Source organism: Klebsiella sp. GG_Kp175 (genome assembly GCF_040062325.1).
GTDB lineage: Bacteria > Pseudomonadota > Gammaproteobacteria > Enterobacterales > Enterobacteriaceae > Klebsiella > Klebsiella quasipneumoniae.
The window spans coordinates 34,299-50,236 of sequence record NZ_JBEAFX010000036.1 but is presented as its reverse complement, the minus strand read 5'-3'; the positions used below and the strand labels follow the sequence as shown (position 1 = coordinate 50,236).

General features: G+C 58.2%; 12 protein-coding genes. 5 read left to right on the top strand and 7 right to left on the bottom strand.

Features of this window, described 5'->3' with window-relative positions:
* Positions 1–48 precede the first annotated feature (48 nt).
* Positions 49–318, bottom strand: coding sequence for a YdgH/BhsA/McbA-like domain containing protein (locus tag ABLU73_RS24730; RefSeq protein WP_004202149.1), 270 nt, complete (start codon positions 316–318; stop codon positions 49–51).
* Between the two features lie 120 nt (positions 319–438).
* Positions 439–1,212: a pimeloyl-ACP methyl ester esterase BioH gene (gene bioH, locus ABLU73_RS24725; RefSeq protein WP_017899964.1), complete on the bottom strand. Its 774-nt coding sequence runs from the start codon at positions 1,210–1,212 to the stop codon at positions 439–441.
* Between the two features lie 39 nt (positions 1,213–1,251).
* Between bioH and gntX the strand changes: the two genes are divergently transcribed.
* From gntX to gntT, 3 genes are all read left to right on the top strand, one after another.
* Entirely contained in the window at positions 1,252–1,926 is a 675-nt protein-coding gene (gntX, locus tag ABLU73_RS24720) for a DNA utilization protein GntX (protein ID WP_048295667.1), read from the top strand.
* Positions 1,927–1,984: 58 nt separating this feature from the next.
* A complete protein-coding gene (gene nfuA, locus ABLU73_RS24715; RefSeq protein WP_004202143.1) occupies positions 1,985–2,560 on the top strand; it encodes a Fe-S biogenesis protein NfuA in 576 nt (191 codons plus the stop codon).
* A 336-nt stretch (positions 2,561–2,896) separates the two neighbouring features.
* On the top strand, positions 2,897–4,213 hold the full coding sequence (gene gntT, locus ABLU73_RS24710; protein WP_004202142.1) for a gluconate transporter: 1,317 nt from the start codon (positions 2,897–2,899) through the stop codon (positions 4,211–4,213).
* Between the two features lie 102 nt (positions 4,214–4,315).
* On the opposite strand, the gene malQ is transcribed toward gntT, so the two are convergent.
* Both malQ and malP read right to left on the bottom strand, forming a co-directional pair.
* Entirely contained in the window at positions 4,316–6,409 is a 2,094-nt protein-coding gene (gene malQ / locus ABLU73_RS24705; RefSeq protein WP_043522588.1) for a 4-alpha-glucanotransferase, read from the bottom strand.
* Positions 6,410–6,419: 10 nt separating this feature from the next.
* Positions 6,420–8,810: a maltodextrin phosphorylase gene (gene malP / locus ABLU73_RS24700; protein WP_004202140.1), complete on the bottom strand. Its 2,391-nt coding sequence runs from the start codon at positions 8,808–8,810 to the stop codon at positions 6,420–6,422.
* A gap of 624 nt (positions 8,811–9,434) precedes the next feature.
* Here malP and malT point away from each other — a divergent pair.
* On the top strand, positions 9,435–12,140 hold the full coding sequence (malT, locus tag ABLU73_RS24695; RefSeq protein ID WP_004202139.1) for an HTH-type transcriptional regulator MalT: 2,706 nt from the start codon (positions 9,435–9,437) through the stop codon (positions 12,138–12,140).
* Positions 12,141–12,155: 15 nt separating this feature from the next.
* Here the strand turns inward: malT and ABLU73_RS24690 are convergent, their stop codons facing one another.
* Genes ABLU73_RS24690 through glpE form a run of 3 tightly spaced genes read right to left on the bottom strand, consistent with a single transcriptional unit; the run spans position 12,156 to position 14,174 of the window.
* Positions 12,156–12,914: a DeoR/GlpR family transcriptional regulator gene (locus ABLU73_RS24690; protein ID WP_002920548.1), complete on the bottom strand. Its 759-nt coding sequence runs from the start codon at positions 12,912–12,914 to the stop codon at positions 12,156–12,158.
* Between the two features lie 49 nt (positions 12,915–12,963).
* Positions 12,964–13,794 carry a rhomboid family intramembrane serine protease GlpG gene (gene glpG / locus ABLU73_RS24685; protein WP_017899968.1) on the bottom strand — a complete coding sequence of 277 codons (831 nt, stop codon included), beginning with the start codon at positions 13,792–13,794 and terminating at the stop codon, positions 12,964–12,966.
* Between the two features lie 50 nt (positions 13,795–13,844).
* Positions 13,845–14,174 carry a thiosulfate sulfurtransferase GlpE gene (glpE, locus tag ABLU73_RS24680; protein WP_004202138.1) on the bottom strand — a complete coding sequence of 110 codons (330 nt, stop codon included), beginning with the start codon at positions 14,172–14,174 and terminating at the stop codon, positions 13,845–13,847.
* 204 nt (positions 14,175–14,378) lie between these two features.
* On the opposite strand from glpE, the gene glpD reads away from it, so the two are divergent.
* Positions 14,379–15,887, top strand: a complete 1,509-nt coding sequence (glpD, locus tag ABLU73_RS24675) for a glycerol-3-phosphate dehydrogenase (RefSeq protein WP_004202136.1) — start codon at positions 14,379–14,381, stop codon at positions 15,885–15,887.
* The last annotated feature ends 51 nt before the right edge of the window (positions 15,888–15,938 follow it).

Sequence of the window (15,938 nt, the reverse complement as noted above, 5' to 3'; positions counted from 1 at the left end):
GTGACAGCAGAGAAAAACGGGCCAACAGGCCCGTTTTTTATGACTGGATTATTTATACACGTCAGCGTTAGCGTGAACGGTTTTTTCGTTTTTCTGCCCGGCAATCACCACAAAGTATTTTCCACCCAGCTCATCAGCTTTTTTCGACAGATCGCGTCGGGCGTCCATCGGCGAGGTCGTCCTTGAGGTCGTGATGCTGCCGACCTTGGTCAGATTCATCTTCGCCACGTCCTCTTTTTGGATCTCTTTCGCTGCGAATGCGCCAAAAGACAGACAGCCAATCACCAGAGATGCAACCATTCCTGTAACAAGTTTCATAGCCTCTACTCTCCATTAGGTTGTTATTGTAGGTCACGGTGGCGGAATGAAATAATCAACCACCGTAACAACCTAAGTATTGCTGTGAATGGCCCTTTTACCATGGCGCGGCAAAAAAAATTACTCCAGCCGTTTTTTCAGCGCCATCAGCGGCTCGCAAAAGGCCGCGGGATGGGAAACAAACGGCGCATGCGCTGCCTTGTCAAAGAGAATTGACTCGCTTTCCGGCCATAGCTTATCCAGCAGCGGGACAATCTTGCGCGGCACCAACCCGTCCAGTCGACCGTACAGCCGCAGAAACGGCATCGGCAGCCCGACCAGCGCCTGGCGCAGATCGACGGTTCTGAGGATCTCCAGACCGCCGTTCAGCGCCTCAGCGGAAGGCATCGGCAGCGAGAGCACCGCCTGCTTTAACGCCCGCGCATCCTGACGGGCGCTCTCCGTGCCCATGGTTTGCAGTGCGAGGAACCGCTCGACGGTGCGCTGGAAATCCTCGCTCAGCTGCTGCTGAAATCCGGCCAGCACCTCCGGCTTGATGCCGGGCCAGTCCTCATGAGCCGCGAAACAGGGGGAAGAGGCAACCGTTACCAGCGCCTGCACCCGTTGCGGACGCATAATCGCGACCTGGCTGGCCACCAGCCCGCCCAGGCTCCAGCCCAGCCACACCGCCTGAGGCGGAGCCTGCTCCAGCACCCGCTGCGCCATCGCCTCCAGCGACATCGCCCCAAACCCGCCGCTACGGCCATAGCCAGGCAGGTCCACCAGGTGAAGGGTAAAATGCGAAGCCAGCTGCGGCGTGATGCAATCCCAGACCTGAGCGTTCAGTCCCCAACCGTGCAGCAGCACAAGATGACAATCACCTTCGCCGATTGTTTGCCACCAGATGTCGTTCATCCGTTACCGTTCTCTTTTTTACTGGACAGAAGGCCAAATATGCTAACAGCACACAGCTTATGCTGGCTATGCCAAATGCCGCTGGCGGTCGCCCGCTGGGGGATCTGCTCTCGCTGCAGCCGCGCCCTGCTCGCCTGCCCCCCGCTCTGCCCGCAGTGCGGCCTGCCGGCGGCAATGTCCCGGCATCCCTGCGGCCGCTGCCTGCAAAAGCCGCCGCCCTGGCATCGAATGGTGGCGGTCAATGACTATCGTTCGCCGCTGAGCGACCTGGTGCGGCAGCTGAAGTTTCACCATCGTCCGGAACTGGGCCCCGCCCTGGCGCGCCTGCTGCTGCTGCGCCTTAAACAGCGCGACGATTTGCCGCCGGTAGACGCGCTGGTCGGCGTGCCGCTGTGGCATCGCCGCCGCTGGCGCCGGGGTTATAATCAGTGCGATGAGCTGTGCCGACCGTTGGCCCGCTGGCGTGGGTGCGTCTGGCGTCGCGACGGCCTGACGCGCCAGCGAGCGGGCGCCGTGCAGCATTCGCTCAATGCCCGCCTGCGCAGGCAGAACCTGAAAAATGCCTTTCAGCTTGAATTTGCCGTCCAGGGACTCCATATCGCTCTGGTGGATGATGTCGTCACGACCGGCAGCACCGTCGCCGAGATATCCCGCCTGCTTTTGCGAAACGGCGCCGCGACGGTTCAGGTATGGTGTATATGCCGTACCTTGTAGACCCCCGCTGATGGGCGTATTATAACCCAGTAAAATAGTCAACTATTAGGCCAACGCTATGATCCGTATTTCCGATGCTGCACAAGCGCACTTTGCCAAACTGCTGGCAAATCAGGAAGAAGGGACGCAAATTCGCGTATTTGTGATTAATCCCGGCACCCCAAACGCTGAGTGCGGCGTATCCTACTGCCCACCGGATGCGGTGGAAGACACCGACACGGCGCTGAAATTTGAACAGCTGACCGCCTATGTCGATGAGCTCAGCGCGCCCTATCTGGAAGACGCTGAAATTGATTTTGTCACCGACCAGCTTGGCTCGCAGCTGACCCTGAAAGCGCCGAACGCCAAAATGCGCAAAGTCGCTGACGATGCCCCGCTGATGGAGCGCGTCGAGTACCTGCTGCAGTCGCAGATTAACCCGCAGCTGGCCGGCCACGGCGGTCGCGTGTCGCTGATGGAGATCACCGACGACGGTCTGGCTATCCTGCAGTTCGGCGGCGGATGCAATGGCTGCTCGATGGTCGACGTAACCCTGAAAGAAGGTATTGAAAAACAGCTGCTGAACGAGTTTCCGGAGCTGAAAGGGGTTCGCGATCTGACCGAGCACCAGCGCGGCGAGCACTCCTACTACTAAGCCTTTCCTCCGGCGGCACCCTGTCGCCGGCTCTCCTTGCTCCTTTCTGTGTTACCGCGCAACATCTCCCACTAAACGACCGGCAAAAACCGGGGAAAGAGTATGACTTAAGTCTCATATTTAACATTTTCCCCGGTCAGGTGATTCTCAACCCTCACATGTTACCCGTATCATCCACTTCAGGCACCACCGGCAAAAAAATAGCCAGCTATCCTTTCTCTGGGTAAGGATAATGCAAGCGTTTACGGTGCCAGACTATTTTGCTCCCTGACGGAGCGGATGCTCTACAGGTTCAAACTTTGACGTTACCCATAACAAATTAAGGCCAGGTAAATCATGCCATTAGTCATCGTTGCTATCGGGGTTGCCCTGTTATTGCTGTTAATGATCCGTTTCAAAATGAACGGCTTCATTGCGCTGGTTCTGGTGGCGCTCGCCGTCGGATTAATGCAGGGTATGCCACTGGATAAAGTGATCGTTTCCATCAAAAATGGCGTTGGCGGCACCCTTGGCAGCCTCGCGCTGATCATGGGCTTCGGCGCTATGCTCGGTAAGCTGCTGGCAGACTGCGGCGGCGCTCAGCGTATCGCCACCACGCTTATCAATAAGTTCGGTAAGAAGCATATTCAATGGGCGGTGGTCCTGACCGGCTTCACCGTCGGTTTCGCCCTGTTCTATGAAGTGGGCTTCGTACTGATGCTGCCGCTGGTGTTTACCATCGCCGCCTCGGCCCGTATTCCGCTGCTGTACGTCGGCGTACCGATGGCCGCCGCGCTCTCCGTCACCCATGGCTTCCTGCCGCCGCACCCGGGTCCGACCGCGATCGCCACCATCTTCCACGCCGATATGGGTAAAACGCTGCTCTACGGCACCATTCTGGCTATCCCGACGGTTATTCTCGCCGGCCCGGTTTTCGCCCGTTTCCTGAAAGGCATTGATAAGCCGATCCCGGAAGGCCTGCATAACCCGAAAGTGTTCACTGAAGAAGAGATGCCTGGCTTTGGCGTCAGCGTCTGGACCTCGCTGGTTCCGGTGATCCTGATGGCGATGCGCGCCGTGGCCGAGATGATCCTGCCGAAGGGCCACGCCTTCCTGCCGATTGCCGAATTCTTCGGCGACCCGGTCATGGCCACCCTGATTGCGGTACTGATCGCCCTGTTCACCTTCGGTTTGAACCGCGGCCGCTCCATGGAGCAGATCAACGACACCCTGACCTCTTCTATTAAAATCATCGCCATGATGCTGTTGATCATCGGCGGCGGCGGCGCCTTCAAACAGGTGCTGGTGGATAGCGGCATGGATAAATACATCGCTTCTATCATGCACGAATCGAATATGTCTCCGCTGTTTATGGCATGGTCCATCGCCGCGGTACTGCGTATCGCGCTGGGTTCGGCGACCGTTGCCGCCATCACCGCGGGCGGGATCGCCGCGCCGCTGATCGCCACCACCGGTGTCAGCCCGGAGCTGATGGTTATCGCGGTCGGCTCCGGCAGCGTTATCTTCTCCCACGTGAACGATCCGGGCTTCTGGCTGTTCAAAGAGTACTTTAACCTGACCATCGGCGAGACCATCAGGTCCTGGTCGGTACTGGAAACCATTATCTCTGTCTGCGGCCTGGTAGGCTGTCTGCTGCTGGGGATGGTGGTGTAAGGCCACTCCCGCTACAGAAAAAGGCCGGTCCGCATGATGCGGACCGGCCTTTTTTATCGGACATCCTCTTCGCCGCGCAGAGGAGCGCGCGGCGGGGTGTCATCAGGAGGCGGCTTTTTTGCTCGCCGCCTTGCGCCGTTTATCCAGATCCTTAATCAGCTTATTGACCTGTTCATCGGCAAACATCTGCTCAAGGGTGACGGAAAGCTTCCGGCGCCAGTTCGGGTACTCGGTGCTGGTGCCCGGAATATTGACCGGCGACGCCATCTCCAGCCAGTCTTCCGGCTGCAGGCCCAGCAGGGCGCTGTTGCTGTCGGCAATATAACGTTGCATCCCCCGGTTGAGGATCCCCGTCATGCTCATCAGGGAGGCCTTATGACCGGCACGCTTGGGCAGACAGCCGTACTTATGCAGCGCATCCAGCAGCCCTTGTTTCGCCAGCTCACGGTCCTGGTACAGCCCGCGCAGCACCACCTCATCAGGATAGAGACCCAGCGCTTTACCTAACGTCAGATCGCCGCTTTCCCAGTAGCCGCGGAGGGTGGGCAGGTCGTGCGTCGTCGCCACAGCCATTGATTGCTCCGGGTACAGCGCAGGCGCGCGGAACGTTTTCTCTGCATCGCTCTCAAAATAGAGCACCTTATAAGAATAGACGCCGCTGTTGCGTAACTTGCTGACGATCTCCACCGGTACCGTGCCCAGATCTTCGCCGATCACCATGCAGCGATGACGCTGGCTTTCCAGCGCCAGAAGCGACAGCAGATCGTCGACGGGATACTGAACGTAAGCGCCATGGTCGGCGGTTTCACCATAGGGGATCCACCACAGACGCAGCACCGACATCACGTGATCGATGCGCAACGCGCCGCAGTTCTGCATATTGGCGCGCAGCAGGTCGATAAACGGCTCATAGGCGCGAGCGGCAATAATATGCGGATCCATCGGCGGCAGGCCCCAGTTCTGGCCCAGCGGACCCAGAATATCCGGCGGCGCGCCCACGGACGCTTTCAGGCAGTACAGCTCACGGTCGCACCAGGTCTCCGAGCCGCCTTCGGCGACGCCCACCGCCAGATCGCGGTAGAGGCCGATCGGCATCCCATCGCGCTGGCTGGTTTCCCAGCAGGCGGCAAACTGGCTCCAGGCCAGCCACTGCAGCCAGAGATAGAAACTGACGTCGTCCTCATGCTCGACGCAGAAGGCTTTCACCTCCGGGCTGTCGATATCCTGAAAGGCCTTCGGCCAGGCCGGCCAGCCCCAACGCAGCGGGTCCTGTTGAACCTGCCAGGCGTGCAGCGCATCGAAAGCGGCCTGCCAGTAAAGGCTTTCCCCTTCACGCAGAACAAACTCGCGGAACGCCGTCATCTGCTCATCTTCACGACGAGAGAATCGTTGCCACGCCATACGCAGCGCGGTCATTTTCAGCGTGGTGACCGCGGTATAGTCCACATCATCCGTTTGCCGCGCCGCCTGCAAGGCCTGCTGCGTCGCTGCGGACTGCCACCACGCCTGCGCCTCTTCGCTACGCTGGAAATCGTCAACCGCATTGACGTCGATGTAGATAACGTTCAGCCAGCGACGTGAAGACGGGCTATAGGGGCTGGCGCTCTCCGGGTTCGCCGGATAGAGGGCATGGATCGGGTTGAGACCAATAAACGACCCGCCGCGGCGGGCGATTTCCGGCAGCATGGCGCGCAGATCGCCAAAATCGCCGATCCCCCAGTTTTTCTCCGAACGCAGGGTATACAGCTGCACGCAGGTGCCCCACAGCTTTTTCCCCTCTTTCAGCGGCTGCGGCTCATAGCAGCGAGCCGGAGCGACGATGGTCCGGCAGTGCCAGCGCTCCCCCTCCTGGGTGAGCGTAAGGGAGTGATACCCCTCCGGCAGTTTGGCCGGCAGCGGCAGCGTCTCGCCGCCGCGGGTTTTACCCTGATACTGCTTACCGTCCTCAGTGGTCAGGATCCACTGATACTCACCGCGTCCTGCCACCGGCAGCGACATTTTTTTGCCGTGGGTGAAGATCTTCACGTTCGGCAGCGGGTTAACCGCCACTTTCGTGGCGGCGGTTGAGCGATGCATCGCATCCAGTAGACGCTGTTTGGTGACAGCCGCGATAGACTGCGGCTTGCCGTGCGCGTTGATATAGCTGGGGCTGATGCCCGCCGCCAGCGCGGCATTATCGAGGCGTTTACTCTCCATAGGCCTTCCTTTAGCGTTTCGCCTGCCAGATACGTTGCTGATAATCGCGGATCGAGCGGTCGGAGCTGAACATGCCGCAGCGCGCGGTGTTGAGAATTGTCGCGCGGGTCCAGGCCTCCTGGTCGCGATACAGCTCATCTACCCGTTTTTGCGCCGCCACGTAGGCTTCGAAATCGGCCAGCACCAGATACGGGTCGCCGCCCTGCAGCAGGCTGTGCAGCATCTGGTCGAAGGCATGCTTGTCGCCGTTGCTATAGGTGCCGTTCTCCAGCTCCTTAAGCACCGCATCAAGCAGTTTGTCTTTTTTACGCCATTTCAGCGGATCGTAGCCTTTCGCTTTCAGGGCTTTCACTTCTTCTACCGTGTGGCCGAAGATAAAGATGTTCTCTTCACCGACCTGCTCGGCGATTTCCACGTTGGCGCCATCCAGCGTCCCGACGGTCAGCGCGCCATTCAGCGCCAGTTTCATGTTGCCGGTGCCAGAGGCTTCTTTGCCCGCGGTGGAGATCTGCTCGGAGATATCTGCCGCCGGGATCAGTTTTTCCGCAGCCGAAACACAGTAGTCCGGCAGGAAGACCACTTTCAGCTTATCGCCGACTTTCGGGTCGTTGTTGATCGCTTCCGCTACCTTGTTGATGGCGAAAATAATGTTCTTCGCCAGATAGTAGCCCGGCGCCGCTTTCGCGCCGAACAGGAAGACGCGCGGTACGCGATCGGCCTGCGGGTTTTCGCGGATCTCTTTGTACAGCGCAAGGATATGCAGCAGGTTGAGGTGCTGACGCTTGTACTCGTGCAGACGTTTGATCTGAATGTCGAAAATCGCCTGCGGGTTGATCTCAATCCCGGTACGCTGCTTCACAAACTCGGCCAGATGAACTTTGTTGGCCTGCTTAATATCGCGATAGGTCTGACGGAATGCCGCATCGTCAGCGTATTTTTCCAGATTGATCAGCTGGTCAAGGTCATTGGCCCACTCTTTTTTCAGCGTCTCATCCAGCAGCGTGGCCAGCGCCGGGTTGCACTGCTTGATCCAGCGGCGCGGTGTGATGCCGTTGGTCACGTTATGGAATTTGTTCGGCCACAGCTGGTTATATTCCGGGAACAGATCTTTCACCACCAGGTCCGAGTGCAGCGCCGCTACGCCGTTGACGGCAAAACCGCCCACCACGCACATGTTGGCCATCCGCACCTGCTTGTTATGCACCACCGCCAGTTTCGCCCAGACCTGCTTATCGCCCGGCCAGGTTTTGTCCACCAGCAGTTTAAAGCGGTCGTTAATCTCTTTAATGATCTGCATATGGCGCGGCAGCAGCGCTTTCACCAGCTTCTCATCCCAGCACTCCAGCGCTTCCGGCATCAGGGTATGGTTGGTGTAAGCAAAGGTTTTACTGGTGATCGCCCAGGCGTCATCCCAGCTCAGCTGGTGCTCGTCGATCAGCACGCGCAGCAGCTCCGGGATGGCGATGGTCGGGTGCGTATCGTTCAGCTGGATCACTTCGTAATCCGCCAGCTCGGCCAGCTTGCGGCCTGCCAGATGATGACGACGCAGGATATCGGCCACTGAGCAGGCACACTGGAAGTACTGCTGCATCAGGCGCAGTTTTTTACCGGCCTGATGGTTGTCATTCGGGTACAGCACCTTGGTCAGTTTTTCCGCGTCGATGCCCTGCTGCTCGGCGCGCAGGAAATCGCCGTCGTTGAATTTGGTCAGGTTAAACGGATGAGCATGTTTGGCCTGCCACAGACGCAGCGGCTGGGCGACGTTGTTGCGATAGCCTAGCACCGGCAGGTCCCAGGCTTCGCCGGTAATGACGAACGCCGGCTGCCACTCGCCGTTTTTACTGACTTTGCCGCCGATACCGACCTGGACATCCAGCGCGTCGTTATGGCGGAACCACGGGTAGCTGCTGCGGCCCCAGTCGTCCGGAGCTTCCTTCTGCTGGCCGTCGTCAAAGGACTGGCGGAACAGACCATACTGGTAATTGAGGCCGTAACCGGTCGCCGACTGCCCCACGGTCGCCATGGAGTCGAGGAAGCAGGCTGCCAGACGGCCCAGGCCGCCGTTACCCAGCGCCGGGTCGGTCTCTTCTTCCAGCAGATCGGTGAGGTTGACGTCATAGCCTTTCAGCGCGTCGCTCACGCCCTCGTACCAGCCCAGGTTGAGCAGGTTGTTGCCGGTCAGGCGGCCAATCAGAAACTCCATCGAGATGTAGTTAACGTGACGCTGTCCTTGCGCTGGTTTTGCCACCGGCTGCGCCGACAGAAGTTCCGCCAGCGCTCCGCTGACGGCGCGCCACCATTGACGCTGCGTCATCTCGGAAGCGGACTGTAAACCAAAACGCTGCCACTGACGCGTCAGTGCAGCCTGAAACTGAGCTTTGTTAAATGAAGTCTGTGACATAATGAGATCCGGGTCCTTTACTAAAACGATGGCGCTAGTGTGCCGACCTCCCGATTCATCGTCCTCATCCCGACGGGGATTAGACAGGGAGGAGTGCCGGGGATGAGCGAAAAGTGTGATCCTGACCACTATAGTGTGGGTGAGAAGGCCAAAATATGCTGTAAAAATCACCGCAGTATGACAGTCGAGATGCCATTTCTGCCGACCAAAAATTTGTTACAGGCCAATACGCGGCAAAAATTTTCCCGCCCTTCGCAGGGTTATTAAAAAAATAAATAGAGACCTCCGGGAAAATAAGCACATTTCATCACATTAACCCGCAAAAAAGATTACTTCTAAGAAATCACTGACAATAATTTAATAAAAACAAACAACTACTTCAGACATAAATTTAATCTCTCCCCGCTCCGCTCACCACCGGCTAAAAACCGCTGACGACGAGTCCTGCCTGCGATTTTTCCCCATTCGCAACCAATGTCGAAATTTGTGACATAGAGCAAATTCAAGAGCATAAACTTCGGACATAACTTGCAATAAATTTCATAATCACCGACCTTATTAGATATTAATTACGAAGCGCAAAAAAAATCGCAACCTCTCTCTTGCACAGCGAAATGTAGAACTATGTTGATTCCGTCCAAATTAAGTCGTCCGGTCCGCCTTGAACACACCGTGGTTCGTGAGCGTTTACTGGCGAAACTTTCCGGCGCGAACAATTATCGTCTCGTGCTGATCACCAGTCCTGCCGGGTACGGTAAAACAACGCTCATTTCTCAGTGGGCCGCAGGTAAAAACGATCTTGGGTGGTTTTCGCTGGACGAAGGCGACAACCAGCAGGAGCGTTTTGCCAGTTATCTGATCGCGGCGATCCAGCAGGCCACCGGCAACCACTGCGCGGCCAGTGAAGCGATGGTGCAAAAGCGCCAGTACGCCAGCCTCTCCTCTCTTTTTGCGCAGCTGTTTATTGAACTCGCCGACTGGCAGCGCCCGCTGTACCTCGTCATTGATGATTACCATCTGATCAATAATCCGGTGATCCATGACGCGATGCGCTTTTTCCTCCGCCATCAGCCGGAGAATATGACCCTCGTGGTCCTGTCGCGGAATCTGCCGCAGCTGGGGATTGCCAACCTGCGCGTCCGCGATCAGCTGCTGGAGATTGGCAGCCAGCAGCTGGCCTTTACCCACCAGGAAGCGAAACAATTTTTCGACTGCCGTCTGACGTCGCCTATCGAAGCCGACGACAGCAGCCGGCTGTGCGACGACGTCGCCGGGTGGGCCACCGCGCTGCAGCTCATCGCCCTCTCCGCCCGCCAGAATAACTCCTCCGCCCAACACTCCGCCCGCCGACTCGCCGGGATTAACGCCAGCCATCTGTCGGATTATCTGGTGGATGAAGTGCTGGATAACGTCGACGCCCGCACGCGCAACTTTTTGCTGAAGAGTTCGCTGCTGCGCTCAATGAACGACGCGTTAATCGTTCGCGTCACCGGCGAAGAGAATGGCCAGATGCAGCTGGAGGAGATCGAACGTCAGGGGCTGTTCCTGCAGCGGATGGATGATTCCGGCGAATGGTTCCGCTATCACCCGCTGTTTGGCAGTTTCCTGCGCCAGCGCTGTCAGTGGGAGCTGGCGGTTGAACTGCCGGAGATCCACCGCGCCGCGGCGGAAAGCTGGATGGCGCAAGGCTTCCCCAGCGAGGCTATCCACCATGCGCTGGCGGCCGGCGATGCCAAAATGCTGCGCGATATCTTGCTCAATCACGCCTGGGGCATGTTTAACCATAGCGAACTGGGCCTGCTGGAGCAGTCGCTGTCGGCGCTGCCCTGGTCAAATCTGCTGGAAAATCCGCGCCTGATCCTGCTGCAGGCCTGGCTGATGCAGAGCCAGCATCGCTACAGCGAAGTCAACACCCTGCTGGCGCGCGCCGAGCAGGAGATGAGCGTCGAAATGGATACCGCGATGCATGGCGATTTCAACGCCCTGCGCGCGCAGGTGGCGATTAACGACGGCGACCAGGACGAGGCGGAACGTCTGTCGATGGTGGCCCTGGAAGAGCTGCCGCTGGCCAACTATTACAGCCGCATCGTCGCCACCTCGGTACATGGCGAAGTCCTCCACTGTAAGGGTAAACTGACCAAATCTCTCGCCGTGATGCAGCAGACCGAACAGATGGCCCGCCGTCACGACGTGTGGCATTACGCCCTGTGGAGCATCATTCAGCAAAGCGAAATTCTGTTCGCCCAGGGCTTCCTGCAGGCCGCCTGGGAGAGCCAGGAGAAAGCCTTCCAGCTGGTACGCGAACAGCATCTTGAGCAGCTGCCGATGCATGAGTTCCTGTTGCGCATCCGCTCTCAGCTGCTGTGGGCATGGGCGCGCCTCGACGAAGCTGAAGCCTGCGCCCGTCAGGGGATGGAGGTCCTCTCAACTTATCAACCACAGCAGCAGCTACAGTGCCTGGCGCTCATGGTGCAATGCTCGCTGGCGCGCGGCGATCTGGATAATGCCCGCAGCCACCTGAACCGACTGGAGAACCTGCTCGGTAATGGTCACTATCACAGCGACTGGGTCTCCAACGCCGACAAGGTGCGGGTGATCTACTGGCAGATGACCGGCGATAAAACCGCGGCGGCCAACTGGCTGCGCCAGACGCCGAAGCCGGAATTCGCCAATAACCACTTCCTGCAGAGCCAATGGCGCAATATTGCCCGCGCGCAGATCCTGCTGGGCGATTTCGAACCCGCGGAAATGGTGCTGGAAGAGCTGAACGAAAATGCGCGTTCGCTGCGTTTGATGAGCGATCTCAACCGCAACCTGCTGCTGCTCAACCAGCTGTACTGGCAGGCAGGACGCAAGAGCGAAGCGCAGAAAGCCCTGCTGGAAGCCCTGACGCTCGCCAACCGCACCGGCTTTATCAACCACTTTGTGATTGAGGGCGAGGCGATGGCCCAGCAGCTGCGCCAGCTGATCCAGCTGAACACCCTGCCGGAGCTGGAGCAACACCGCGCCCAGCGTATTCTGCGCGACATTAACCAACATCATCGCCACAAATTCGCCCACTTTGACGAAGGGTTCGTCGAGCGGCTGCTGAATCACCCGGAGGTGCCGGAGCTTATCCGCACCAGCCCGCTGACCCAGCGCGAATGGCAGGTGCTTGGCTTAATCTATTCCGGCTACAGCAACGAGCAGATTGCCGGCGAGCTTGACGTGGCGGCCACCACCATCAAGACCCACATTCGCAATCTGTATCAGAAACTGGGCGTCGCCCACCGTCAGGACGCGGTGCAGCATGCCCAGCAGTTGCTTAAGATGATGGGATACGGCGTCTGACGACGCCGTTGCCGTTTAGCACAGCTCGAGCTGGAGGTTGTTATCGGTAATGACCTTCAGCACGCCCGCCGGGGGCAGCACGTCGGTATAGACCGCATCGACCATGCTGATGCTTCCCATGTTGACCATCGCGTTACGGCCAAACTTAGTATGGTCCACCACCAGCATCACGTGGCGTGAATTCTCAATGATCGCGCGCTTGGTGCGCACTTCATGATAATCAAACTCCAGCAGCGAGCCATCGCTGTCGACGCCGCTGATGCCGAGAATGCCGAAGTCGAGACGGAACTGCGAGATAAAATCGAGGGTAGCTTCTCCGATGATCCCGCCGTCGCGGCTGCGCAGTTCGCCGCCGGCAAGAATAATGCGGAAGTCCTCTTTCACCATCAGCGTGTTGGCGACGTTAAGGTTATTGGTCACAATCCGCAGATCGTTGTGATCGAGCAGGGCGTGCGCCACCGCTTCCGGCGTGGTGCCGATATCGATAAACAGCGTCGCCCCGTCCGGGATCTCGCTGGCCACCCGCCGGGCGATACGCTCTTTCTCCGCCGTCTGGGTCGCTTTGCGATCGTGCCAGGAGGTGTTCACCGAGCTGGAGGGCAGCGCCGCGCCGCCGTGGTGGCGGAGGATCATTTTCTGTTCGGCTAAATCGTTCAGGTCGCGGCGGATGGTCTGCGGGCTGACCGCAAACTGCTCAACCAGCTCTTCCGTGCTGACGTAACCCTGTTTTTTTACCAGCTCGATAATGGCGTCATGACGTTGTGTTTGTTTCATGAAATATCCCTGGAAAAATGTCGCCTACCCGACCCCTGTCGGTAAGTCTTTATGCGCGTTTTCGCCCATGCAAGGTATCGACAAACGCCATCGCCAGACCGGTCGCCAGACCAGCCACGTGCGCGCCGTTGGCGATCGCCATGCCGAAAACATCAAACCAGCCAGCAATTAACCACACTAAAGAGAAGAGTATTAACCCGCGCTGCAGATAAATACCGCTCTGCGGATCGCGCTCGCCCCGCAGCCAGACATATCCCATCAGCGCGTAGACCACGCCCGACAGGCCGCCAAACCACGGGCCGCTAAACTGGTGCTGCACAAAGCCGCTCAGCAGGGCGCTGATGACGGTGATCACCACCAGCTTGCCGCTGCCGATGCGCTTTTCCACCGCGCCGCCGAGATACCACCACCATAGCAGGTTGAAGAGAATATGCATCAGCGAGAAATGCATGAAAGCATGGCTGAAATAGCGCCAGGCTTCGAACTGCAGCGAAGGATCGTAGGGCCAGGCCAGCCAAATCATCACCGGCTGATCGCCCACCAGATTTTGCAGGATGAACACCGCGATGCAGATTAGCAGAATCGCCCAGGTGAACGGGCCGGCGTTATGCCGCAGCGTGGCAAAGAAAGGAAAGCGCTGATAGCGCAACCCGCTATTGGTCTGTCCGGACTGCCAGCTCGCCGCCAGATAGCGCGGGTCCGCCGGGTTTTCGAGAAAACGCGCCAGCTCAGCCCTGACGCGCCCGGCCTGGCTCTCATCAGCCAACCAGACGTCGCTCTGGGTGTGCTGCTGGATAGTCAGGATAATCCCCTGCGTCGCCATATAATCGACAAACGCCTGGGCCACGCGCGGGTTGGCAAAAGAGGTAATCATTAACATGCAGCGAATCGCTTATTCCACACAAAGGGAGATAGTATACCTGCCAGTCGTTAAAACGTCCCGTGCGCCACTTCCGCCGGGAAATGGCGATGCCAGGCGTCGAACCCGCCGTCAACGCTGTAGACCTTATCAAACCCCTGCTGCAGCAGATATTGCGCGGCGCCCTTGCTGCTGTTGCCGTGATAGCACATCACCATCACCGCCGTGTCAAAGTCGTGGTCACGCATAAACGCGCCCAGCGTATCGTTGGTCAGATGAAACGCGCCCGGCGTATGGCCCATCGCATAGCTTTGCGGATCGCGGATATCGACCAAAACCGCCGTCTGCTGATGCAGTTTCTGGTGCGCTTCTTCAACGTTGATACATTCAAACTGTTCCATGGTTCTCTTCTCTTACTCGTCATGACGGGCGATGGCCGGCCCAATTTTACCCTGTAGTGTACCGTCAGGCGGTAAAGAAACGCCAATATGTTACACCCATCACTCCAAAATGTTTTTTTGATGTTACCAAAAGCGCGTTTGTTTGCTATAGTGAGCGATATCGAGCATTTGTGAGCTTAAACGAAAGTGTGAGAGGGTAAGAACGTGGAAACCAAAGATCTGATTGTGATAGGCGGAGGCATCAACGGTGCCGGTATCGCGGCAGATGCCGCCGGGCGTGGTTTATCCGTACTGATGCTGGAAGCGCGCGATCTCGCCTGCGCCACCTCCAGCGCCAGTTCCAAACTGATCCACGGCGGGCTACGCTACCTCGAACACTATGAGTTCCGCCTGGTCAGCGAAGCGCTGGCCGAACGCGAAGTGCTGTTAAAAATGGCCCCGCATATCGCCTTCCCGATGCGCTTTCGTCTCCCGCATCGCCCGCATCTGCGTCCGGCATGGATGATCCGTATCGGCTTGTTTATGTACGATCATCTGGGCAAACGCACCAGCCTGCCGGGATCCACCGGCTTGCGTTTTGGCGCAGAATCGGTACTTAAGCCGGAAATTGTGCGCGGTTTCGAATATTCCGACTGCTGGGTCGACGATGCCCGCCTGGTGCTGGCCAACGCGCAGATGGTCGTCCGCAAAGGCGGCGAAGTACGCACCCGCACTCGCGCCATCTCGGCAAAACGAGAGAATGGCCTGTGGGTGGTGGAAGCGGAAGATATTGATAGCGGCGAGAAGTTTACCTGGAAGGCGCGCGGTCTGGTCAATGCCACCGGTCCATGGGTCAAACAGTTCTTCGACGAAGGGATGCATCTGCGCTCGCCTTACGGTATCCGCCTGATTAAGGGCAGCCACATCGTGGTGCCGCGGGTACATACCCAGAAGCAGGCCTACATTCTGCAAAACGAAGATAAACGTATTGTGTTTGTTATCCCGTGGATGGATGAGTTCTCGATCATCGGCACGACGGACGTCGAGTATAAGGGCGATCCGAAAGCGGTGGCCATTGATGATAAAGAGATTAACTACCTGCTGAACGTCTATAACGCGCACTTTAAAAAGACCCTCAGCCGGGACGATATCGTCTGGACCTACTCCGGCGTCCGTCCGCTGTGCGACGACGAGTCGGATTCGCCGCAGGCGATCACCCGCGACTACACGCTGGATATTCACGATGAGAACGGCCAGGCGCCGCTGCTCTCTGTCTTCGGCGGGAAGCTGACCACCTATCGCAAACTGGCAGAGCACGCGCTGGAAAAACTGACCCCCTATTACAAAGGGATCGGCCCGGCATGGACCAAAACCGCGGTGCTCCCCGGCGGCGATATTGGCGGCGACCGCGACGACTACGCGGCAAAACTGCGCCGTCGCTTCCCGTTCATCAGCGAATCACTGGCCCGCCATTATGCCCGCACCTACGGGAGCAACAGCGAGTGGATCCTGAAGGAAGCCAGCGCCCTGAGCGATCTGGGAGAAGATTTTGGCCATGAGTTTTATGAAGCCGAGCTGAAGTATCTGGTTGAGCATGAATGGGTGCGCAGCCTGGATGACGCTATCTGGCGCCGTACCAAACAGGGCATGTGGCTGAATGGCGAGCAGCAGGCGCGCATCAGCGAATGGCTGGCGCAGCATGCGGGAAAGTCTGAGCTGTCGTTAGCGTCGTAACGCTGCCCGGCGGAAACGCCTGAGGCCAGGTTCAACCGCAATAATGAAACA